This window comes from Rhodococcus rhodochrous, assembly GCF_014854695.1.
GTDB lineage: Bacteria > Actinomycetota > Actinomycetes > Mycobacteriales > Mycobacteriaceae > Rhodococcus.
In genome coordinates this window covers 1416091-1436949 of the sequence record NZ_CP027557.1, presented here as the reverse complement: position 1 = coordinate 1436949, position 20859 = coordinate 1416091, and the positions used below count along the sequence as shown (strand labels likewise).

19 protein-coding genes are annotated in these 20859 nt (G+C 68.3%); 13 read left to right on the top strand and 6 right to left on the bottom strand.

Features of this window, described 5'->3' with window-relative positions; all coding sequences use genetic code 11:
- The first annotated feature begins 414 nt into the window (after positions 1 to 414).
- A complete protein-coding gene (locus tag C6Y44_RS06730; RefSeq protein WP_159418928.1) occupies positions 415 to 1941 on the top strand; it encodes an AMP-binding protein in 1527 nt (508 codons plus the stop codon).
- 25 nt (positions 1942 to 1966) lie between these two features.
- On the opposite strand, the gene C6Y44_RS06725 is transcribed toward C6Y44_RS06730, so the two are convergent.
- Complete coding sequence (locus C6Y44_RS06725) at positions 1967 to 3289, bottom strand: MFS transporter (protein WP_159418929.1); 1323 nt, start codon at positions 3287 to 3289, stop codon at positions 1967 to 1969.
- Between the two features lie 33 nt (positions 3290 to 3322).
- The gene (locus tag C6Y44_RS06720) at positions 3323 to 3811 is read right to left on the bottom strand and encodes a VOC family protein (protein WP_088896644.1); all 489 of its coding nucleotides are present in this window, start codon (positions 3809 to 3811) and stop codon (positions 3323 to 3325) included.
- A 111-nt stretch (positions 3812 to 3922) separates the two neighbouring features.
- On the opposite strand from C6Y44_RS06720, the gene C6Y44_RS06715 reads away from it, so the two are divergent.
- From C6Y44_RS06715 to C6Y44_RS06690, 6 genes are all read left to right on the top strand, one after another.
- A complete protein-coding gene (locus tag C6Y44_RS06715) occupies positions 3923 to 4150 on the top strand; it encodes a hypothetical protein (RefSeq protein WP_120281818.1) in 228 nt (75 codons plus the stop codon).
- An 11-nt stretch (positions 4151 to 4161) separates the two neighbouring features.
- A complete protein-coding gene (locus C6Y44_RS06710) occupies positions 4162 to 6231 on the top strand; it encodes an ATP-binding protein (RefSeq protein ID WP_159418930.1) in 2070 nt (689 codons plus the stop codon).
- Between the two features lie 67 nt (positions 6232 to 6298).
- Positions 6299 to 7741 carry an FAD-dependent oxidoreductase gene (locus C6Y44_RS06705; RefSeq protein ID WP_225623740.1) on the top strand — a complete coding sequence of 481 codons (1443 nt, stop codon included), beginning with the start codon at positions 6299 to 6301 and terminating at the stop codon, positions 7739 to 7741.
- A 25-nt stretch (positions 7742 to 7766) separates the two neighbouring features.
- Positions 7767 to 8285, top strand: coding sequence for a phosphatase domain-containing protein (locus C6Y44_RS06700; RefSeq protein ID WP_159418932.1), 519 nt, complete (start codon positions 7767 to 7769; stop codon positions 8283 to 8285).
- 275 nt (positions 8286 to 8560) lie between these two features.
- On the top strand, positions 8561 to 9112 hold the full coding sequence (locus tag C6Y44_RS06695) for a CGNR zinc finger domain-containing protein (protein WP_064852918.1): 552 nt from the start codon (positions 8561 to 8563) through the stop codon (positions 9110 to 9112).
- Positions 9113 to 9223: 111 nt separating this feature from the next.
- Positions 9224 to 9892: a pentapeptide repeat-containing protein gene (locus C6Y44_RS06690; protein WP_039586358.1), complete on the top strand. Its 669-nt coding sequence runs from the start codon at positions 9224 to 9226 to the stop codon at positions 9890 to 9892.
- Between the two features lie 10 nt (positions 9893 to 9902).
- Here the strand turns inward: C6Y44_RS06690 and C6Y44_RS06685 are convergent, their stop codons facing one another.
- From C6Y44_RS06685 to C6Y44_RS06670, 4 genes are read right to left on the bottom strand one after another with little or no spacing between them, the layout of a single operon-like run.
- The gene (locus tag C6Y44_RS06685; protein WP_120281814.1) at positions 9903 to 11297 is read right to left on the bottom strand and encodes a xylulokinase; all 1395 of its coding nucleotides are present in this window, start codon (positions 11295 to 11297) and stop codon (positions 9903 to 9905) included.
- A complete protein-coding gene (locus tag C6Y44_RS06680; protein ID WP_120281813.1) occupies positions 11294 to 12226 on the bottom strand; it encodes a carbohydrate kinase family protein in 933 nt (310 codons plus the stop codon). Before C6Y44_RS06680 ends, C6Y44_RS06685 begins: the two co-directional genes overlap by 4 nt.
- Positions 12223 to 13695, bottom strand: coding sequence for a mannitol dehydrogenase family protein (locus C6Y44_RS06675; RefSeq protein ID WP_159418933.1), 1473 nt, complete (start codon positions 13693 to 13695; stop codon positions 12223 to 12225). The genes C6Y44_RS06680 and C6Y44_RS06675 overlap by 4 nt, the downstream gene beginning before the upstream one ends.
- Positions 13696 to 13701: 6 nt before the next feature.
- Positions 13702 to 14721, bottom strand: a complete 1020-nt coding sequence (locus C6Y44_RS06670; protein ID WP_120281811.1) for an NAD(P)-dependent alcohol dehydrogenase — start codon at positions 14719 to 14721, stop codon at positions 13702 to 13704.
- Between the two features lie 129 nt (positions 14722 to 14850).
- Between C6Y44_RS06670 and C6Y44_RS06665 the strand changes: the two genes are divergently transcribed.
- From C6Y44_RS06665 to C6Y44_RS06640, 6 genes are read left to right on the top strand one after another with little or no spacing between them, the layout of a single operon-like run.
- Positions 14851 to 15912 (top strand): sugar-binding transcriptional regulator, encoded by a 1062-nt coding sequence (locus C6Y44_RS06665; RefSeq protein WP_120284045.1) that lies wholly within the window; start codon positions 14851 to 14853, stop codon positions 15910 to 15912.
- Positions 15913 to 15923: 11 nt separating this feature from the next.
- Positions 15924 to 17279, top strand: a complete 1356-nt coding sequence (locus tag C6Y44_RS06660) for an ABC transporter substrate-binding protein (protein ID WP_268655326.1) — start codon at positions 15924 to 15926, stop codon at positions 17277 to 17279.
- Complete coding sequence (locus C6Y44_RS06655) at positions 17276 to 18241, top strand: carbohydrate ABC transporter permease (protein WP_120281810.1); 966 nt, start codon at positions 17276 to 17278, stop codon at positions 18239 to 18241. Before C6Y44_RS06660 ends, C6Y44_RS06655 begins: the two co-directional genes overlap by 4 nt.
- On the top strand, positions 18238 to 19128 hold the full coding sequence (locus C6Y44_RS06650; protein WP_120281809.1) for a carbohydrate ABC transporter permease: 891 nt from the start codon (positions 18238 to 18240) through the stop codon (positions 19126 to 19128). The genes C6Y44_RS06655 and C6Y44_RS06650 overlap by 4 nt, the downstream gene beginning before the upstream one ends.
- Positions 19129 to 19161: 33 nt before the next feature.
- Positions 19162 to 20241, top strand: coding sequence for an ABC transporter ATP-binding protein (locus tag C6Y44_RS06645; RefSeq protein ID WP_120281808.1), 1080 nt, complete (start codon positions 19162 to 19164; stop codon positions 20239 to 20241).
- 46 nt (positions 20242 to 20287) lie between these two features.
- Positions 20288 to 20842, top strand: a complete 555-nt coding sequence (locus C6Y44_RS06640; RefSeq protein ID WP_120284041.1) for a sugar O-acetyltransferase — start codon at positions 20288 to 20290, stop codon at positions 20840 to 20842.
- Positions 20843 to 20859 lie beyond the last annotated feature (17 nt).

Here is a 20859-nt window from a genome sequence, read left to right as displayed (position 1 = left end):
CGGTGTTGCCGGGTTCGCTAGTGCCGCGCCGCGCGGTGGGTTCGGGCTCGCGAGGTCGACGGCTGCGCGTCCGCGCAGGCTCGGCGGGGGTTTCCGTCCTCGTGGTCCTCGCGCGCGTCGCGGTCGGCCGCCGCGCCGGACGGGAGGTGCGGCGGGCTTCGTTCTGCCGAGCACTCATACCGCTCGCCTTCTCTCGTGGACGGGCACGGTGCCTCTCAGTGAACGCCGGATTCCGGGTCCGGTCAACGGCCGACGGAGCGTTCACCCGGTACGCAAAGGGATGGACCCTGTTCAAGATCGGTAATGGCTCTTGGAAGAATGAGCAATGCCCTCACAGCACACGGGGAGGTGTGCGCATCATCGTTCGCGATGGGGAGTGCGCGCGCGACGTAATCCGAAGGAGCACCGACAGACGTGACCGAGCAATTCAGTTTCGAAACACTCACGCCCACGGCATTTCTCGACCGTTCCGCCCGGGTCTTCCGTGACGACCTCGCAATGGTGGACGGCGACGTCCGCCGCACCTACGCCGAATTGCGTGACCGGTGCCTGAGGCAGTCGGGCATGCTGCACGCTCTCGGTGTCGAACCCGGCGACCGTGTCGCGGTGCTCGCGCCGAACACCTCGTTGATGCTCGAGGCGCACTACGGCGTGCTCTACGCGGGCGCCGTGCTCGTCTCGCTCAATACGCGCCTCACCGCGCCGGAGCTGCGGTTCATCCTCGAGCACTCGGGCAGCCGGGTCCTGCTCGTCGAGGAATCGCTGGCCGACCTGGCCCGCGAGGCGACGGCCGATCTGCCGTCGATCACGGTCGTCGGTGACGACTACGAGGACAAGCTCGCCGCCGCCCGCCACCGGTACGTGCCGCTCGCCGACGAGCGCACGATGATCGCCCTGAACTACACGTCCGGCACGACGGGTGATCCGAAGGGCGTGATGTACCACGCGCGCGGCGCCTACCTGCAGGCCCTGGCGATGGTCGCGCACTTCGGGCTCGACAGCGGATCCACCTATCTGTGGACGCTGCCGATGTTCCACTGCAACGGCTGGACGTTCACCTGGGCCGTCACCGCAGCGGGTGGCACGCACGTGTGCCTGCCCAAGGTCGACCCCGAGCGGATCTGGGATCTCGTCCGTACCGAGAGCGTCACGCACCTGTGCGGCGCGCCGACCGTTCTCGCGTCGCTGGTCGACGCCCCGAATGCGGGCGGCATCGATCATCGTGTCGTCGCGGCGATCGGTGGCGCACCGCCGGCGCCCGCCCTCATCGAGCGGTGCACCGCGCTCGGACTCGACATCACGCACCTGTACGGGCTCACCGAGACGTACGGCCCGGCGGCGATCTGCGAGTGGCGTTCGGAGTGGGACGTCCTCCCCGAGGACGAGAAGGCACGGCTGCGCTCGCGGCAGGGCGTGGGCAACGTCGTGGCCGGCGAACTCCGCATCGTCGACCCGATGGGATCCGACGTGCCCGCCGACGGCGAGACGACCGGTGAAATCGCGCTGCGCGGCAACAACGTGATGCTCGGTTACTACAACAACCCGGGCGCGACCGCCCGCGCCGTGCCGGACGGCTGGTTCCGCACCGGCGACATCGGCGTCATGCATCCGGACGGCTACATCGAGATCCGCGACCGCGCGAAGGACGTCATCATCTCCGGTGGCGAGAACATCTCGTCCGTCGAGGTCGAGGCGGCCCTCATCAGCCACCCGGCCGTTCTCGAGGCCGCCGTCGTCGCGGCGCCGAGCGAGAAGTGGGGCGAACGTCCCGTGGCCTATGTGGCACTGCGCAGCGGCGCGAGTGCCGACGAGGCGGAACTGCGCGCGCACGTGCGTTCGCAGCTCGCCGGTTTCAAGGTTCCCGACAGCATCGTCTTCGGCGCTTTGCCGAAGACTGCTTCGGGCAAGATCCGCAAGGTCGAACTGCGCGAGCGTCTCTGAGCACCGGCCGGGGCGGTTCCCGACGTCACCTCTCGTCGAGAACCGCCCCGGCCCGCTCGGGCAGCGTGAACGCCGCGAGCGCGGCGACGACGAACGACGCGGCGAACGCACCGAAGACCAGACCGTTGCCCCCGGCGCCCAGCAGCACCGGTACCAGCAGCGGCGCGATGATCGACGCGAGCCGCCCGAAGGCCGCCGCCGAACCGGTGCCGGCGCCCCGGACCGGCGTGGGATACAGCTCGGGTCCGATCGCGTACAGGGCACCCCAGGCGCCCAGGTTGAAGAACGACAGCGCCATGCCTGCCGCGACGATCGTCGACGGAGTCTCGGCGAGCCCGAACAACCCCGCCGAGACGGCCGACCCGGCGAGGAAGACCCCCAGCGTCAGGCGGCGTCCCCACACCTCGATCAGCCACGCCGCGACGCCGTAGCCCGGTAGCTGCGCGAGCGTGATGAGCAGCGTGTAGCCGAACGAGGTGACCAGGTCGAAGCCCTGCGCGACGAGCAGGCTCGGCAACCAGATGAACGCGCCGTAGTACGAGAAGTTGATGCCGAACCACACGATCCACAGCGCCGCGGTGCGGCGGCGCAGGTTCGGCGCCCACACCGAGCCTCGGGGTGCGCGCTCGACTTCCGCGACGGTCCGGACGGGTTGTTCGTCCTCCGGCGCGGACGTGACACCGGCCGAGCGTTCGTAGTCGCGCACGATCGCCTCGGCTTCCGCGTGCCGTCCGCGACTCTCGAGATAGCGCACCGATTCGGGTAGGCCGAACCGGACGACGAGGGCATAGGCGGCCGGGACGAGCCCGACGGCGAGCGCCCACCGCCACCCGTCGTCGCTGGTGGGAACAACGAAATAACCGATGAGCGCGGCCAGGAGCCAGCCGACCGCCCAGAACGCCTCGAGGGCGACGACCACGCGTCCTCGTACCTTGCGGGGCGCGAACTCACTGACCAGTGTCGACGCGACCGGCAGTTCGGCGCCGAGACCGAGTCCGACGACGAACCGCAGGACGATGAGCATCGCCACCGAGGTCGACAACGCCGCCGCACCGGTCGCGAGTCCGTACACGAGCAGCGTCGCGGCGAAGACCTGCCGGCGTCCGATACGGTCGGCGAGCAGACCACCGAGGGACGCACCGATCGCCATGCCGACGAAGCCGATGGATCCGATCCACGAGAGCTGCGTCGACGACAGATCCCACTGCACGGCCAGGGCTGCCATGACGAACGAGATCAACCCGACGTCCATGGCGTCGAGGGCCCAGCCCACGCCGGAGCCGGTCAGCAGGCGGCGATGTCTGCCGGTGAACGGCAGGTCGTCGAGCCGCTGGGTGCGAGTGGTCATGCACCGAAACGTACCGCAGCGCTCGGGCGCCGATCAGCCGCGCGCGGCGGCCTCGAGCGCCGACACGTCGATCCGGCGCATCTTCATCATCGCGGCGGTCACGCGCTTCGCGACCTCCGGATCGGGGTCGGCGAGCAGTTCGTTCAGCCGTTTCGGTACCACCTGCCACGACAGGCCGTACTTGTCCTTCAACCATCCGCAGGCGGATTCCTCGCCGCCGTCGGCGGTCAGCGCGTACCAGTAGTGGTCGGCCTCCTCCTGGTCGGCGCAGTCGATCTGGAAGGACACCGCTTCCGAGAACCGGAACTGCGGTCCCCCGTTGAGTCCGTAGAAGACCTGACCGTCGAGGAAGAACTCGACCGTCATCGGAGTTCCCGGTGGGACCGGGATGTCGCCTCCGGTGGACTCCTCGGTGTAGCGGGTGATCTCACCGATCTCGGAGTTGGGGAAGACACCGATGTAGAAGTTCGCGGCCTCCTCGGCGTTCATGTCGAACCACAACCACGGGGTGATCCTGGGCATCGTGACTCCTCGTGTCGTCGAATGTGTTCCACTGTCACGAAGGCAGACCCTGTCCGGCCCGGATTCTCATCGCCGCAAAGCGGGACAGCATGCCTCTACCGCCTCGACATTGTGCAGGACACCTTCAACACGCAGACCGAAGCCGGGAACACGCTCGCAGACCTCGTTCTCGGTGACATCGACGTTCCGGACGAGCGGGGTTGTTTCGCACTGCGCCGCGGCGAGCCGTGGTGGGCGGAACCGTCGGTGCTCGTTCGCAGCGACGAGCAGGCCGAACGGTTGTGGCGCGAGAGCGCACGGCTCGTCGGACTGCCCGACCGTTGGGTCCCCCGGGCGTAGCATCGGGTGGCATGGGGAGCGCCTCGCGGTCCTCACGGCCTCTCAGCGATCGTCTCGCCGCACGGGCGCGACGCGTGTTCGTCGGTCGCGATGCCGAGCTCGAGATCGTTCGCTCCGCACTGGACTCCCCCGAACCCTCGATCGCCGTGCTGTACCTGTACGGTCCCGGAGGCATCGGCAAGACCTGCCTGCTCGGCGCGATCTCCGATCTTGCGGAACGGCGCCGTCGCGCGGTGACGGTGATCGACGGGCGCAACACGGATGCGTCGCCCGGTTCGGTCCTCGCGTCGGTCGATCGTCGCATCGGCGACCGGCCGAGGGTGCTTCTCCTGGACTCGTACGAGCGGCTACGTGTGCTCGACGACTGGATCCGAACCGACTTTCTTCCCGGTCTTCCTGCGACGACGCTGACGGTGATCGCCGACAGGTCGCCGCCCTCCGCAGGATGGCGCACCGATCCGGGCTGGGGTGATCTGCTCCGGATCGTGTCTCTCAGGAATTTCGACCCTGCTACGAGCGCTGCCTACCTCACCGCTGCGCGGGTTCCCGAGGAATTGCACGACGAGATCATCGGGGCAACGCACGGACATCCGCTCGGGCTCGCTCTGCTCACGGACGTCTTCGTCCGAGGGGGCGACGTACGTGCGCCGTGGCCGCCGGATCTCGTCGGGATGTTGCTCCGACGGTTTCTCGACACCGAGCCGGGGATCGCACATCGCCGTGCCCTGGAAGTGTGTGCGCTCGCCCGGGTGACCAGCGAAGCCCTGCTGCGCGACGCCCTCGAGCTCGCCGATGCACACGCCGAGTTCGATTGGCTCCGTGGGCTGTCGTTCGTCGAAGCAGGGCCGGACGGGTTGTTTCCCCACGATCTGGCACGCGACGTCCTCGACGCCGATCTGCGCTGGCGGGATCCCGACGCCTACCGGTACACCTTCCACCGCGTGTGGAAGGCCATTCGCCGCGGTCTCGATTCTGCAGAAGAACGCGAACAGCAGCAGGCCATCGTGGACCTGAAGTTCGTGTTCCGCAATCTTCCCGGTGTGCTCTCGCCGGTGGATTGGCAGTCGTGGGGAAGCGCGCAACCCGAACGTGCGGAGCAGGCCGATCACTCCGCGATCGTCGAACTCGTGCGGACATCGGAGGGAAACGAATCCGCGGTGCACGCGCGACGCTGGCTCGAGCGGCAACCCGAGGGGTTCTTCGTGCTGCGCGACACCGACGGATCGATACGTGGTGTGATCGGTCTCCTGGAACTCTCGCGAGCGTCACCCGAGGATGTCGGTGCCGATCCCGCGACGCGCGCCGCGTGGGATTTCGCCCGGCGGACAGCGCCTCCCCGTCCCGGCGAGTGTGTCACGATCACACGCCTCGTCATCGACCGCGCTGAGTACCAGAATCCTTCTCCGACAATGAACTCGGTTCCGGTGCTCACCTTCCAGCGCTATCTCACCCTGCCCCGTCTGTCGTGGGACTTCCTGACGCTGGCGGAACCCGACCGGTGGAACGAGTACTTCGCGGTTGCAGATCTCCCCCGTGCCGAAGGAGCGGATTTCACGGTCGGCGATCGTCACTACGGACTGTTCGCCCACGACTTCCGCCGACGGGATGTCGACGAGTGGCTCACCGTCGTCACCGATCGTGCTCTGGCTCAGGGGCACAGCGGTCCCGAACCCACGATGCCCCCACCTCTCACCCTGTCGGAGAGAGAATTCGCGGAGGCGGTCCGAAGTGCGTTACATGACCTCCATCGGCCCGATCTCCTCTCTCGTAATCCCTTGTTGCATACGAGGGTCCTCCACAAACGGTCCTCTCCCGACGATCCCGATCCGGCGGTGCTGCGCGCGCTCCTTCGTGAGGCGATCGACTCCTTGGCGAGCGACCCTCGGGACGACAAGCTCTTCCGTGCGGTGGACCGCACGTACGTGCGCGGTGCTGCAACACAGGAAGCAGCGGCAGCCAGACTCGGGCTGCCGTTCAGTACCTACCGCCGACATCTGACCCGCGGCGTCACCCGCGTCGTCGGATGGCTGTGGGATCTGGAGGTGTACGGCGAGGCACCGTCCGCCCGTGAGCACATGTGAGCAGATTCCGGCCTGTCGCCCGAGCACCTTCCGCAGCGACGATCGATTCCGCGGAGGAGGTGTGATCATGTCGATCGGAGAGCGCGCCGTGGTTCTCGGCGCGAGCATGAGCGGATTGTCGGCGGCCCGTGTCCTGTCGGACAGGTTCGCCGAGGTGACGGTGATCGATCGTGACCGTCTGCCGGCCACGGACGAACCACGCCGTGGGGTGCCCCAGGGACGGCACATCCACGTGCTGATCTCACGGGGACAGCAGCTCGTCGAGGAGATGTTCCCCGGGTTGTCACAGGAGCTGACCGCTGCAGGTGTTCCCACCCTCGACCATCTGGGCGACGTACGGTGGATTCTCAGTGGTCACCGGATTCGTCGTGCGCCGAGCGGACTTCGAGTGCTGGCGGCCGGTCGGCCGCTGCTGGAGCGCCGCATTCGTGACCGTGTGGCGGCGTTGGCGAACGTCGAGATCGTCGAACGGTGTGATGCCGCGGGTCTCGTCACGACCGCGGACCGCAGCCGGGTGGCCGGTGCGCGGATCATCCGCCATGCCGACGGAAGTGCCGAGCAGGTGCTCGATGCCGACCTCGTCGTCGATGCGACCGGACGCGGATCTCGCGCCTCCGAATGGCTCGGGAGACAGGGCTGCCCGCGGCCCCGGGTCGACACCGTCGAACTCGATGTGGGCTACGCCACCGCGGTGTTCCGCGCTTCGTCGGTTGCACTCGGCGGCGACCGGGGCATCGTCATGGCGCCCACACCCGAACACCCACGCGGCGCTGCCCTGCTCACCCTCGAATCGGATCGATGCATGGTGGCTCTGATCGGGGTCCGCGGCGAAACCGTGCCGGCGACCCGGAGGGACTATCTCGAATTCGCACGGTCCCTGCGGTACCCGGACGTGTACGACGCGATCGCGGATGCCGAATGGGTCGAGGACGTCGTCCGGTATCGCTTCCGGGCGAGCACATGGCATCGCTACGACCTTCTCGACCGATTTCCCGACGGATTCCTCGTCCTCGGCGACGCGTTCTGCAGTTTCGATCCGATCTATGCCCAGGGGATGACGGTCGCCGCCCTCGAAGCCACCGCAATGGGCCGCCTCCTCGACGACCACGGGCCGTCCGCTGCCGTGCAGCGGGAGCTCGCGCGTGTCGTCGACGATGCCTGGGCGATGTCCACCGGTGGCGATCTCGCGTTCCCCGGTGTCGAGGGCCAGCGGGATCCGAAGACGAGGATCGGCAATGCATACGTACCGATGGTGCACGCGGCAGCCGCATACGACACCAGGGTGGGCACAGCCTTCGCCCGGGTGTCCGGACTGCTGGATCCCCCGTCGGCATTGATGCACCCGGGAATCATGGCACGTGTTGTCCGGCAGAATATTTCGCATTCGGTCGTGTGGCCGTGGCGCCGAGCCGACGGATCCGCGATGCCGCCTCGCCGGTCGTCTCCGGGACCCGCGGGTCCGGCGGCACGACCTTCGTCCCTCTCGCGGACCGGGCGTATGCACACGTAGTCGCCGGAGTGGGTATACATCGTCCGTGACGAAGAAGACGCGCGATCGCAGGAAATCGGGGCGGCAACGGCACCGGCCGCCGAGCACCGCGCCCGCACCACCGGCGCGATATGTCGAGGATCCGACGCTACCGGCGGCCTGGCTGGTCGACATCGACGGGACGCTCGCGCACACGAGCGACCGGAGTCCCTTCCACTGGCACAGGGTGGGCGAGGACACCGTCTCCCCGGCGGTCGAGGCCGCGGTGCGAGCGTTCGCCGCCGCACCCGACAGGGCGGCGATCGTGCTGCTCTCGGGACGCGACGGCGTGTGCCGGCCGGAAACCGAGGAGTGGCTCGTCAGGCACGACATCCCCTACGACGAGCTGTACATGCGTCCGGCAGGCGACAATCGGAAGGATTCGATCGTCAAGGCCGAGTTGTTCGACCGTCACATCCGGCACCGCTATCGCATCATCGCGGTGCTCGACGATCGCGATCAGGTGGTGCGCATGTGGCGTCGGATGGGACTCGTGTGTTTCCAGGTCGCAGAGGGCGATTTCTGAGGGGGATCTGCACACGTCCGATACTCGATCGGTGACTCAATCATTCTGGGACACTTCGGTACTCAGCGCAGTCGGCGGAACGAACGGCGCCCCGCCGAGATCGACGCGTCGGGCCCCGCACCCGACGCACCGCACGTACAGCACCTGTCCGATCGACGTGGCGTGACTCGACTCCACGCTCCACGCGTGTTCGTGAGCGGGAGTCCGGACGGGGCATTCCTGTGGGTTCCGAGCTTCGATAGCGGTCATGTCCACCACCATGATGTAATGGCCTTATGCATCTCAACCCTTACGGCGAGTATGCGGTCCTTCTCGCGGCGTCACTGGCCGGCGACTGGCCCGACGATCGGGACGGCATCGTGGCCCGTACGCGCGAGGTGGGGATGACCATGGACTTCCCGACCGCGCCCGACGACCATCCACGCACCCGCGAGGTCATCGACGACTGGCTCGCCATCGTCGACGCGTCCGACCCCAGGGAACGTGCGCGCCTGCTCAACGCGCAGATGGCTACCGCAGCGGCCTATCCCCGGCTGACCGATCACGACGGCGAGGGATGGCACCTGCACTACCGCGACGAGGTCCAACCGCTTCCCGACGTACTGCGCGCGGTGATCAGCGTCGGCACGGCACTGCACCTCACCACGCGTGGAATGCACCGCCTCCACCGGTGTGCCGCAGCGGACATCCCGACCAACCCGTGCTCGGCCGTGGTCGTCGACATCACCCGCAACGGTCGCCAGCAGTACTGCTCCGTGCGCTGCGCGAACCGCGCCGCTGTGCGCAGGCACCGAGCGCGGGCAGCCCAGCAGCGTCGACCCGCATAACCGAGTAGCACATCGCACTCGGGGACGGGCTTGTCCCCCACGTTCCCCCGAACCCGACGGGTTGGGAAGCTGAACGGCAGACACCCGACCGATCCGGAGGCCCCGAGAACCATGGCTGCTCGTTCCACCACCCACCCGCCGAGGATCGACGCTCCGGACCTCGGTGTCCTCACCGACGCGGACGGCGACGAGCTGCTCGCGCACGGGATCTTCGAGAGCGTGCGCTACACCGACACGGACCTGACGGGCCGTGATCTGACGGGGATCGTCCTGTCCGAATGTTCGCTCGTCACACCGATCGTCGCCGACAGCGACCTCACGAGCGCACGCCTGCGCGACACCCTGGTCGAGCGCATGCAGGCACCGAATCTGTTCGCGCCGCGCAGCAGCCTGCACCGCGTGCACATCCGGGACAGCCGGATCGGTGCGCTGGACCTCTTCGACGCGGATCTGCGCAGTGTCACGATCGCGGATTCGAAACTCGGCCTGGTCAATCTGCGGGCCGCCGCGGGACGCGACGTGCTCTTCCGCGGCTGCATCGTCGACGAACTGGACCTGGGCGGGGGCACCTTCACCCGCGTCGCCTTCGAGGACTGCTCCGTCGGCGTTCTCGACGTCGACCGCGCGACCCTCGACCAGGTCGATCTGCGTGGCCTGCGCATCGACACGATCCGCAACATGGGCGGGATGAAGGGCGCGACGATCGACGCCCACCAGGCCGTAGCCCTGGCAGGGCAGTTCGCCGCCCACCTGGGCCTGCGCATCGAGGACCTTCCCTGAGCACTGCGCTTCAGCGGTCGGTCAGGTCCCGCACCTCCGCGTAACGCTCCCGCACGTGCGGGGCCGGGTCGGCCTCGTAGTGGCGGCTCGGTTCGGGTTCCCAGGTGGGAGGCTCGTCGCCTCCGCGCAGCACCCACGCCGCCTGCCGGGCCGCGCCCCGCGCCACGTACTCCCCTGGTTCGGGAACGTCGACGGGCATGCCCAGCACCGCCGGCGCCAGCTCGCACACCGCCTGCGAGCGCGCTCCACCGCCGACGAGCAGCACCCGTCGGACCTCGGTGCCCTGCGCCCGGATGTGGTCGATGCCGTCGGCCAGCGAGCACAGCAGGCCCTCGAACGCCGCGCGGGCGAGATGGGCGGGCGTCGCCGTTCCGAGCCGCAGCCCGTGCAGGGCGCCCGTCGCGCCGGGACGGTTCGGGGTGCGTTCCCCTTCCAGATACGGGACCAGCACGAGTCCGCCGCTGCCGGCCGGCGCCGAGAGTGCGAGCCGCGTGAGTTCGGTGTGGTCGACGCCGAGCATCGTCGCGGTGGCGTCCAGTACCCGGGCCCCGTTGAGCGTGCACACCAGCGGCAGGTGCCGGCCGGTCGCGTCGGCGAATCCCGCGACGTAACCGTTCGCGTCGCGGGGCGGTGTCGTGGATACGGCGCACACCACGCCCGACGTGCCGATCGAGACGACCACATCGCCTTCGCGGACGTCGAGGGCCAGCGCGCTCGCCGCATTGTCGCCGGCCCCCGGACCGAGCAGGGCGCCGGCGACCGTCTCACCGATGCTCTCGGCCGGCCCGGCGACCCGCGGAAGGATCGGGCTCGGCCGGCGCAGGGCCAGTTCGAGCAGGTCCCGACGGTAGGTGTCGGTGGATGCGTCGAAGTAGCCGGTGCCGCTCGCGTCGCTGCGATCGGTGGCGAGCCGATCGAGGTCGCGGTCGGTGCGCATCGTCCACGTCAGCCAGTCGTGCGGCAGGCACAGCGCCGCGGTGCGGTCGGCGTTGCCGGGTTCGTGGTCGGCGAGCCAGCGGGCCTTCGCGACGGTGATCGCCGCGAGCGGGACCACCCCCACGGCCTCGGCCCACGCGGCCGAGCCACCGGCCTCGTCGACGAGATCGGCTGCTGCCGCTGCGGATCTCGTGTCGTTCCACAGCAGCGCGTCGCGGACCACGTCGCCGCGATCGTCGAGGCACACCATGCCGTGCTGCTGCGCTCCCACCGAGATCGCCGCGACGTCGTCGAGTCCGCCCGCTTCGGAACACGCCCGATCGAAGGCGGCGCGCCACTCCAGCGGGTCCACTGCGGTGCCGGGTGGATGCGGAGCACGACCTTCGCGCACGACGGCTCCGGTGTCGGCGTCGCACACGACGACCTTGCACGACTGGGTGGACGAATCGATCCCGGCGACGAGCGTCATCGTGCCGCCTCCCGGGCCGCGGTACGGTCGGCCAGCGTGGGCAGGTCGGCGCCGGCGCGCGCGACGGTCAGACCAGAGGTCCACGCGGCGGTGGCGAGCACATCGCGCAGGTCGTCGATCCCGATGCCGCGCAGCCGTTCCCGATTATCGGCGCCGAGGAGCCCGCAGGTCCACAATCCGTCGAGCAGACCGGCGGTGAAGGCGTCGCCGGCGCCGACCGTGTCGACCACCTCGACCCGCACGGCGGGCACCTCGACGGTTCCGGCCGCACACAGCGCCACCGCACCGTGTTCTCCGCGGGTCACCGCGACGATCGCCGGCCCTCGCGAGAGCCAGTCCCGTGCGGTGTCGAGGGGATCGCGGTCGGGCGCGAACCACGTCAGGTCCTCGTCGCTGGCCTTGACCACATCGGCGAGCGAGACGAGGCGTTCGATCCGTTCCCGCCCGCGTGCGGGGTCGTCGATCAGCGCAGGGCGGACGTTCGGGTCGAAGCTCACCGTGGACGTTCCCGCCTGCTGCGCGACGAGTTCGGCGACGAGATCACAGCCGGGTTCGAGCACCGTCGCGATGGATCCGGTGTGCACGAGCACGGCGTCCACCGACGGTGGTGGCTCGACCGGATCCCAGACGATATCGAATTCGTACTTCGCGGAACCCTTCTCGTCGATCTCCGCCTGCGCGGTCGCTGTGCGCTCGGCTGCCGCGCTGCCCGGTGTCAACGACACGCCGGAGGCGGCGAGATGGTCGACGATCCGCCGTCCGCGAGCGTCGGTGCCGACGCGTGTCGTGAACTGCACGGGCCGGTCGAGCCGCCCCAGACCCAGTGCGACGTTGAGCGGGCTCCCGCCCACATGCTCGACGGGTTCGGCACCGCCGCGGTGGACGATGTCGACGAGGGCTTCTCCGACGACGAGCGCGTGGCCGTTCATTCCGGCTCTCCCGGAAGTTCCTTCAGGGTGGCGCGGGCGCCGTCGTTGTGCAGGGCGTTGAGCGCCCAGGTGTAGGCGTCGACGAAGCGGTGGTTCTGCGCGAGATCACCGAAGACCTCGGTGTTCTCGATGAAGGCGGTGGGATGCGTGAGTTGTCGTCGCGCGATCGGGACGAGCGTGTCGGCGAGTCGGTCGACCACCTCGATCGGTTGCCCCTGCTCGTCGACGCCTTCGGCGTAGCGCGCCCACGAGGCGACGATCGCCGCGGACAACTGCACGTGACCACCGGTGGCCAGGTTCTCCCGGATCACCGGCACCAGCCACTTCGGGATGCGATCGGACGACTCGGCGCACAAGCGGGCGATCGTGTCCCGGATCTCGGGGTTCGCGAACCTCTCGATGAGGGTGGTCTTGTACTCGTCGAGATCGATGCCCGGCACCGGTTTCAGGGTCGGTGTCGCTTCGGTGTCCATGTAGGCACGGACGAATCCGGCGAGGAGCGGATCTTGCGCGGCCTCGTGGACGAGCCGGTATCCCATGAGATACGCGAAATAGCAGAGCCCCTGGTGACCCGCGTTGAGCAGACGCAACTTCATCAGCTCGTAGGGAGCGACGTCGTCGACGATCTGCACTCCCGCATCCTCGAAGGGCGGGCGCCCGTCGGCGAAGGCCTCCTCGAGGACCCACGAGGTGAAGGGCTCGGCGGCGACCGGCCAGCGGTCCTGCACGTCGAAGCGTTCGGACAACGCCGAGACCACCTCGTCGGTGGTCACCGGGGTGATCCGGTCGACCATCGAGTTCGGGAAGCGGACGTGCTCGGAGATCCACTCCGCGAGATCCGGATTCAGAAGGCGCGCGTATTCGGTGAAGACGCGGCGCGCGACGCTTCCGTTGCCCTCGATGTTGTCGCACGACATCACCGTCGGGGCGCGCAGTCCCCGCTCCCGACGCCGGGCGAGAGCCTCGGTGACGAGACCGAAGACGGTGGCCGGGGGTTCACCGGACCGCAGATCGTGTTGCACGGCCGGATCGTCGACGTCGAACTCGCCGGTGTCGTGACGGATGTTGTAACCGCCCTCGGTGACGGTCAGCGAGATGATCCGGGTGGCCGGGGCCGCGAGGAGCTCGATGACCGCCTCGGGATCGTCGGGGGCGTAACGATAGTCGACGATCGAGCCGATCACCCGCGGCTCCCACGTGCCGTCGGGATGGGTGAGCACCAGCGTGTACAGGTGGTCCTGCGCGGCGAGTGCCTCCTGCATGCGGCGATCACCGGGGAGCACCCCGACGCCGCAGATACCCCATTCCTTCGCCTTCCCCTGTTCGAGGAGCCGGTCGACGTACATCGCCTGGTGCGCGCGGTGGAATCCGCCCACACCGAAGTGCATGATGCCGACGGAGACGTCGTCGCGCCGGTAGCTCGGGACGGGCACGCCCAGCTCGGGGAGCGTCTGCTCGTTCACGTGCATGGATCTTCAGTCCTTTCCCGCCGGATCGGTCACGTCCACGACGGCCTTGATGTTTCCGGGTGTCCGATCGGATTCGAGCGCGTCGGCGGTCTTGTCGAGGGGGAACCGGGCGGTGACCATCGAGTCGAGATCGACCCGGCCCGATTCGACGAGTGCGAGCGCGGTCGGCCACGTGTTCGCGTAGCGGAACACGCCGGTCAGGATCAGTTCGCGGTTCTGGACGAGCTGCACCGGCAGGGTCATCGTCTCGGCGCCGGATCCGACGAGGACGACGGTGCCGCCGGGACGGACCGCGCGGATACCCGAATCGACGGCGGCGGGGGCGCCGGACGCGTCGATGTAGGCGTCGACGCGCAGGGCCGACGGGTCGTCGACGCGGGGGTCGAGCGCAGCGCTCGCCCCGAACGACAGTGCGGTCTCGCGTCGCCGTTCGTCGAGGTCGGTGACGACGACCTCGACCGCACCGAACGCGCGCGCGACCTGCGCGACGACGATGCCGACGGGACCGGCGCCGGTGACGAGGACGCGGGAGCCGGCGGTGACGCGGGCCTTGCGGACGGCCGCGATACCGACCGACAGCGGCTCGCACAGAGCGGCGGCATCGTCGGACACGGTGTCCGGAACGGGATGCGCGAAGGCCGCCCCGATGGTGACGTACTCGCACAGCGCGCCGTCGACCGGCGGCGTGGCGTAGAAGCGCATGTGCGGGCACAGGTTGTAGTCGCCGCGGCGCGTCTCCTCGGTGAGCGGGTCGGGACGCTGCGGCTCGATCGAGACCCGCTCGCCGATCCGGCTCTGCGGAACACCGTCCCCGACCGCGACCACGACTCCGGACGCCTCGTGGCCGAGCACGATCGGATCGGTCACGACGAACTCGCCGATCCGCCCTTCGCGGTAGTAGTGCGCGTCCGAGCCGCACACTCCCACGGTGGTCACCCGGACGAGGACGTCGCCGGGCTCCGGTGCAGGTAGAGGCCGTTCCTGCATCTCGATGCGGCCCGGTTCGAGAAGCACGGCGGCACGCATCGTGTCCGGGAGCGTCGGGGGAACTGTTGTGTGGGTCACACTCCGATGCTAACGTACTGAGCAGATGCACGCACCCCTGAGCAGATGCTCACGGAGCGTGACGAAGACTGCTCGCACCAAGGAGAGCTCGTGACCGCCCCCGGCCCCACCAACATCCCGGATACGGAAAGCCCGGTATCCACCGAGGATCTCCGTCTCGCCGTACGGGCCGCGACGCTCTACTACCTCGACGGCCTCACGCAGGCGGAGGTGGCGCAGCGCCTCGGCGTCTCCCGCCCCACCGCCGGCCGGCTCGTCGCACGCGCTCGCGCTCAGGGTCTGGTGCGCATCGAGGTCAGCGTGCCGCCCACCTGGCGCGACGACCTGCACGCCGAGACCGAACGGGCACTCGAAGAGCGCTACGAGCTCGTCGAGGCCGTCGTGGTGGGTCGCCGGGTCGACGACGCCGGTCCGATCGAGGACTCCGCGAGCTTCGCCGCCCTCGGGCGCGCCGCCGCCGGTCTGCTCACCCGCCGACTCCGCCCCTCCGACACCCTCGGATTCACGTGGGGCCCCGAGACCGTCGCCGTGGCGCAGGCCCTCCCGTCGGGTGTCGCCAGTTGTGAGACGATCGTCCAGCTCGACGGATCCATCTCCACGAGCGCCTACCAGACCGGCACCGAGTTCGTCCTCGGCCGCTGCGCCGAACAACTTCGGGCGCAACCGCTCCGGCTTCCCACACCGCTCTACGCCGACCCGTCGACGGTCGCGTCGATGCGCGCCGACTCGTTGATCTCCCGCACACTCGAGGTGGGGCGCCGCGCCGAGGTGATGATCTTCGGTGTGGGCGCGGTGTCGACCTCGACCACCCTGTTCGAGGGCAGTTTCCTCGACACCACGATGCTCCACGAACTCGACGGCCTCGGCGCGGTCGGTGAGATCGGCGGCCGGTTCTTCCGCGCCGACGGCACCGCCGTGCACGGCGAACTCGAAACCCGCACCATGTCGGTACCTCTCGACGACGTCCGCGACTGTCCCGCCACGATTCTCGTCACCGGCGGACAGTCCAAGCACCGCGCTGTACTCGGTGCTCTCCGCGGCGGTCTCGCGAACATGCTCGTCTGCGACATCGCGTGCGCCCAGTACCTGCTCGACCATCCCGACCACGCCCTCGAGAACGGCACCCCGAAGGACGAGGCACCACCGAAATGAGGTAGACCATCGTGCCTACAGCAAGAAGATCCATCCGCGCGGCCGCGGCAGGAGCCGTGGCTCTGAGCGTCGCACTGACCGGTTGTGCCGGTGCAGGATCGATCGGTACGTCCGGCCGCACCGTCACCATCGCGATGGTGTCGAACTCCCAGATGCAGGACGCACAGCAACTCGCGTCGCAGTTCGAGGCCGAGAATCCGGAGATCGACCTGAAGTTCGTCACCCTCTCCGAGAACCAGGCCCGCGCCAAGATCACCGCGTCCACGGCGATGGGCGGCGGCGAGTTCGACGTCGTGATGATCAGCAACTACGAGACTCCCCAGTGGGCGGAGTACGGCTGGCTCACGAACCTGTCGCCGTACATCGAGCAGACCGACGGCTACGACGCCGACGACATCATTCCCTCGCTGCGCGAAGCACTCTCGTACGAGGGCGACATGTACTCGGTGCCCTTCTACGGTGAATCGTCGTTCCTGATGTATCGCAAGGACCTGTTCGAGCAGGCCGGTATCACGCTGTCCGATCCGCCGACCTGGACCGAGGTCGCCGACGCCGCAGCGCAACTCGACGGTCCCGACATCAACGGCATCTGCCTGCGCGGCAAGCCCGGCTGGGGTGAGTTGCTCGCGCCGCTCGACACCGTCATCAACACCTTCGGTGGACGGTGGTTCGACGAGAACTGGAATGCGCAGCTGAACAGCCCCGAGGTGCGCGAGGCGGTGCAGTTCTACGTCGACCTCGTCCGCGAGTACGGTCAGCCCGGCGCCGCGACGAGCGGATTCAGCGAGTGTGCAACGCAACTCGCGCAGGGCCGGGTCGCCATGTGGTACGACTCCACCTCCGCCGTCTCGACCCTCGAGGATCCCGCGTCGAGCAACGTCGTCGGCAAGATCGGCTACGCGGCCGCCCCCGTCCAGGAGAAAGATCCCTCGGGCTGGCTCTACACGTGGTCGCTCGGCATCCCCGCGAGCAGCGAGCACACCGAGGACGCGTGGAAGTTCATCTCGTGGATGACCGACCAGCAGTACCTGCGCACCGTCGGCGAGCAGCTCGGCTGGGAGCGGGTGCCGCCGGGCAGCCGACTGTCGACCTACGAGATCCCCGAATACGCCGAGGCCGCCGCGGCCTACGGCCCGATCACCCTCGAATCCATCGAAGGAGCCGACCAGCAGAACCCCACGGTCGACCCCGTCCCGTACACGGGCATCCAGTTCGTGGCAATCCCCGAGTTCCAGGATCTCGGCACCCGGGTCAGCCAGCAGATCAGCGCCGCCATCGCCGGACGGCAGAGCGTCGAGGAAGCCCTCGACCAGGCACAGAAGTACGCCGAGGCCGTCGGCGCGACCTACCGGGAGAAGGACCAATGACCGCACCTGCAGCGCAGCGTCCCGCGCCGGACACCGACGAGCGCATCCGCGCCGTACGGGAAGCGAAGGAGGAGCAGATCTCGCGGGCCGAGGGATGGCGCCGCCGTGGACCCTTGCTCCCGGCCCTGATCTTCACGATCGTGGTCACGCAGGTCCCGTTCGTGTTCACGCTCTACTACTCGACCCAGTCGTGGAACCTCGTCAGCCCCGGCTCCCGCCGGTTCGTCGGGCTCCAGAACTACGTCGACGTCTTCCAGGACAGCCAGTTCTGGCAGGTCGCCCTGAACACGGTGATCCTCATCGTCGGTACGGTCCTGATCTCCGTGGTACTCGGACTGCTCCTCGCGCTCCTGCTCGACCGGGCGTTCCTCGGACGCGGTATCGCACGGACCCTGCTCATCACGCCGTTCCTCGTCACCCCGGTCGCCAGTGCGCTGATCTGGAAGACGTCGATGTTCGATCCCGTCTTCGGCATCGTCAACTTCGTCCTCTCCCCGTTCGGGGTCGAGCAGGTCGACTGGGTGAGCCGGTTCCCGCTTCCGGCCGTGATGGTCGCCCTGGTGTGGCAGTGGACGCCGTTCATGATGCTGCTCATCCTCGCCGGCCTGCAGTCGATGCCCCGCGACATCCTCGAGGCCGGCCGCGTCGACGGCGCCGGAGCGTTCGCATTGTTCCGCGAACTGACGCTGCCGCACCTGCGCCGGTTCATCGAACTCGGCACCGTTCTCGGCGCGATCTACCTGGTGAACACGTTCGACGCGATCTACATGATGACCCAGGGCGGACCCGGCACGGCCAGCTCCAACCTGCCGTTCTACATCTACCAGCGCGCGTTCCTCGGCTTCGACATCGGCCAGGCCGCGGCAATGGGTGTCGTGGTCGTCATCGGCACGATCGTCATCGCCACCTTCGCACTGCGCCTGATCTTCACATCGTTCACCGGCAAGGAGGAAGCGGCATGAGCACCACGGCCACGGAGCCGCAGGCTTCGGACACCACGGCACCGACCGGCCGTGTCATGCGCACGGCCCGGAAACGCAAGAACCGCAAGTTCAATCCCTGGGGCGTGGTCGCGTGGATCGCCGCCATCGGATTCTTCTTCCCGGTCTTCTGGATGGTGCTCACCGCCTTCAAGCAGGAGGCCGACGCCTACTCCGACCCACCGAAGTTCTTCTTCACCCCCACCCTCGACCAGTTCCGGGCGGTGTTCGAGACCGGGGTGGGCACGGCCCTGCTCAACTCGGCCTTCGCGACCATCGTCTCGACGGTGCTGGTCCTGCTGCTCGGCGTGCCGGCGGCCTTCGCGCTGTCGCTGCGGCCGGTGAAGAAGACCAAGGACGTGCTGTTCTTCTTCATCAGCACGAAAATGCTGCCCATCGTCGCCGCGATCATCCCGCTGTACGTGATCGTCGCGAACGTCGGCCTGCTCGACAACATCTGGGCGCTGATCATCCTCTACACGGCGATGAACCTGCCGATCGCGGTATGGATGATGCGGTCGTTCTTCCTCGAAGTACCGGGCGAGCTGCTCGAGGCGGCGAGCATGGACGGCGCGAGCTTGTGGACGGCGGTGCGCGAGCTGATCCTGCCGCTCGTCTCCCCCGGCATCGCCGCGACCGCCCTGATCTGCGTGATCTTCTCGTGGAACGAGTTCTTCTTCGCCGTCAACCTGACCGCCGTCCAGGCGCAGACGATCCCCGTCTTCCTCGTCGGTTTCATCACCGGTGAGGGCCTGTACTGGGCCCGGCTGTCCGCCGCCGCGACGATGGCGGCGCTGCCCGTCGTGCTCGCGGGCTGGCTCGCCCAGAACAAGCTCGTGCGCGGCCTGTCGTTCGGCGCCATCAAGTAGACCCGATTCCCCTTACCAGCAAGGACTTCCATCATGGCCGACATCACCTACCGCAACGCCTCGTGCATCTACGAGAACTCCGACACCTTCGCGGTCGATTCGCTGAACCTCGACATCGAGGACGGCGAGTTCGTGGTCCTCGTCGGACCGTCCGGATCCGGCAAGAGCACCGCGCTGCGCATGCTCGCCGGGCTCGAGGACATCGACGAGGGATCGATCTCCATCGGCGGCAAGGACATGACCGGTGTTCCGTCGAAGGACCGCGACATCGCGATGGTCTTCCAGAACTACGCGCTGTACCCGAACAAGACGGTCGCCGAGAACATGGGCTTCGCCCTCAAGATGCGCGGCGTGAGCGCCGAGGAGCGTCGCCGCAAGGTCGAGGAGGCGGCGAAGATCCTGGACCTGACCCAGTTCCTCGACCGCAAGCCGGCCAAGCTGTCGGGTGGTCAGCGCCAGCGCGTGGCGATGGGACGCGCGATCGTGCGTGAGCCGCAGGTGTTCTGCATGGACGAGCCGTTGTCGAACCTCGATGCGAAGCTGCGCGTGCAGACCCGCACCGAGATCGCGGCGCTGCAACGCCGTCTCGGCACCACCACCGTCTACGTCACCCACGACCAGGTCGAGGCGATGACGATGGGCGATCGCGTCGCCGTCCTGAAGAACGGTGTACTGCAGCAGTTCTCCAGCCCCACCGAACTCTACGACCGCCCCGCCAACGCGTTCGTCGCCGGTTTCATCGGCTCACCGTCGATGAACCTGCTCCGCGCGAAGGTCGTCGACGACGGAGTGGTCGTGGGCAGCACCGTCATCCCCGTCGAACGCGACCGCATCGCGCGACTGCACTCCGCAGGCATCGAGGAGGTCACCGCCGGGATCCGGCCGGAGGACTTCGAGATCGCCGACGAGGGCGTCGAAGCCGTCGTCGAACTCGTCGAGGAACTCGGCAGCGAGTCGTACCTGTACACGCGGGTGCCCGGCACCGGCGATCAGGTGGTCGCGCGGGCCTTGGTCCGCACCCCCGCACGCCTCGCCGACACCGTGCACCTGCGCAAGCGCGAAGGTACGGTGCACCTGTTCCACGTCGACACCGGAGAGCGAGTGGGCGACTGACCCGGCGACGGGAGGATCCGCAGTGGGCGAGACGGAAGGATCCTCGGTGGGCGAGCAGAAGGAGCGGATGCTGGCCGGCGAACTCTACATCGCCGACGATCCCGAACTCGCCGCCGACGCGCTCCGGGCAGCGCTGCTGACCGAGAAGTACAACGCGTCGAGCGCAGCGGATCCGGATGTGCGTCGCGCGCTACTCGAGGAGTTGTTCGACTCGATCGGTGACGACGTGGAGATCCGGCCGCCACTGCAGGTGGACTACGGGTACCGGATCACCGTGGGGAACGGAACATTCGTCAACTTCGGCGCCATCATGCTCGACGTCGCGCCGATCACGATCGGCTCGGACGTGCAGATCGGCCCGAACGTACAACTCCTCACCCCCACTCATCCGCTCGATCCCGATCTCCGCCGCGCGAAGTGGGAATCGGCGCAACCGATCACGATCGGCGACAACGTGTGGCTCGGCGGTGGCGCCATCGTCGGACCGGGCGTCACGATCGGCGAGAACACCGTCGTGGGAGCCGGTGCGGTGGTCACACGCGACCTACCGCCGAACGTCGTGGCGACGGGCGTACCCGCGCGGGTGACGCGCCGGCTCTGAGTCGACCGGAGTGGAAC

Excerpts from the sequence above, each read along its gene's own strand:
- C6Y44_RS06710 (WP_159418930.1), top strand. The coding sequence starts at position 4,162 with ATGGGGAGCGCCTCGCGGTCCTCACGGCCTCTCAGCGATCGTCTCGCC.
- C6Y44_RS06720 (WP_088896644.1), bottom strand. The coding sequence starts at position 3,811 with ATGCCCAGGATCACCCCGTGGTTGTGGTTCGACATGAACGCCGAGGAG.
- C6Y44_RS06670 (WP_120281811.1), bottom strand. The coding sequence starts at position 14,721 with ATGCGTGCCGCCGTGCTTCTCGAACCGGGCCGCATCGAGATGCAGGAA.
- C6Y44_RS06685 (WP_120281814.1), bottom strand. The coding sequence starts at position 11,297 with ATGACGCTCGTCGCCGGGATCGATTCGTCCACCCAGTCGTGCAAGGTC.
- C6Y44_RS06725 (WP_159418929.1), bottom strand. The coding sequence starts at position 3,289 with ATGACCACTCGCACCCAGCGGCTCGACGACCTGCCGTTCACCGGCAGA.
- C6Y44_RS06675 (WP_159418933.1), bottom strand. The coding sequence starts at position 13,695 with ATGCACGTGAACGAGCAGACGCTCCCCGAGCTGGGCGTGCCCGTCCCG.
- C6Y44_RS06650 (WP_120281809.1), top strand. The coding sequence starts at position 18,238 with ATGAGCACCACGGCCACGGAGCCGCAGGCTTCGGACACCACGGCACCG.
- C6Y44_RS06695 (WP_064852918.1), top strand. The coding sequence starts at position 8,561 with ATGCATCTCAACCCTTACGGCGAGTATGCGGTCCTTCTCGCGGCGTCA.
- C6Y44_RS06680 (WP_120281813.1), bottom strand. The coding sequence starts at position 12,226 with ATGAACGGCCACGCGCTCGTCGTCGGAGAAGCCCTCGTCGACATCGTC.
- C6Y44_RS06705 (WP_225623740.1), top strand. The coding sequence starts at position 6,299 with ATGTCGATCGGAGAGCGCGCCGTGGTTCTCGGCGCGAGCATGAGCGGA.
- C6Y44_RS06645 (WP_120281808.1), top strand. The coding sequence starts at position 19,162 with ATGGCCGACATCACCTACCGCAACGCCTCGTGCATCTACGAGAACTCC.
- C6Y44_RS06655 (WP_120281810.1), top strand. The coding sequence starts at position 17,276 with ATGACCGCACCTGCAGCGCAGCGTCCCGCGCCGGACACCGACGAGCGC.
- C6Y44_RS06690 (WP_039586358.1), top strand. The coding sequence starts at position 9,224 with ATGGCTGCTCGTTCCACCACCCACCCGCCGAGGATCGACGCTCCGGAC.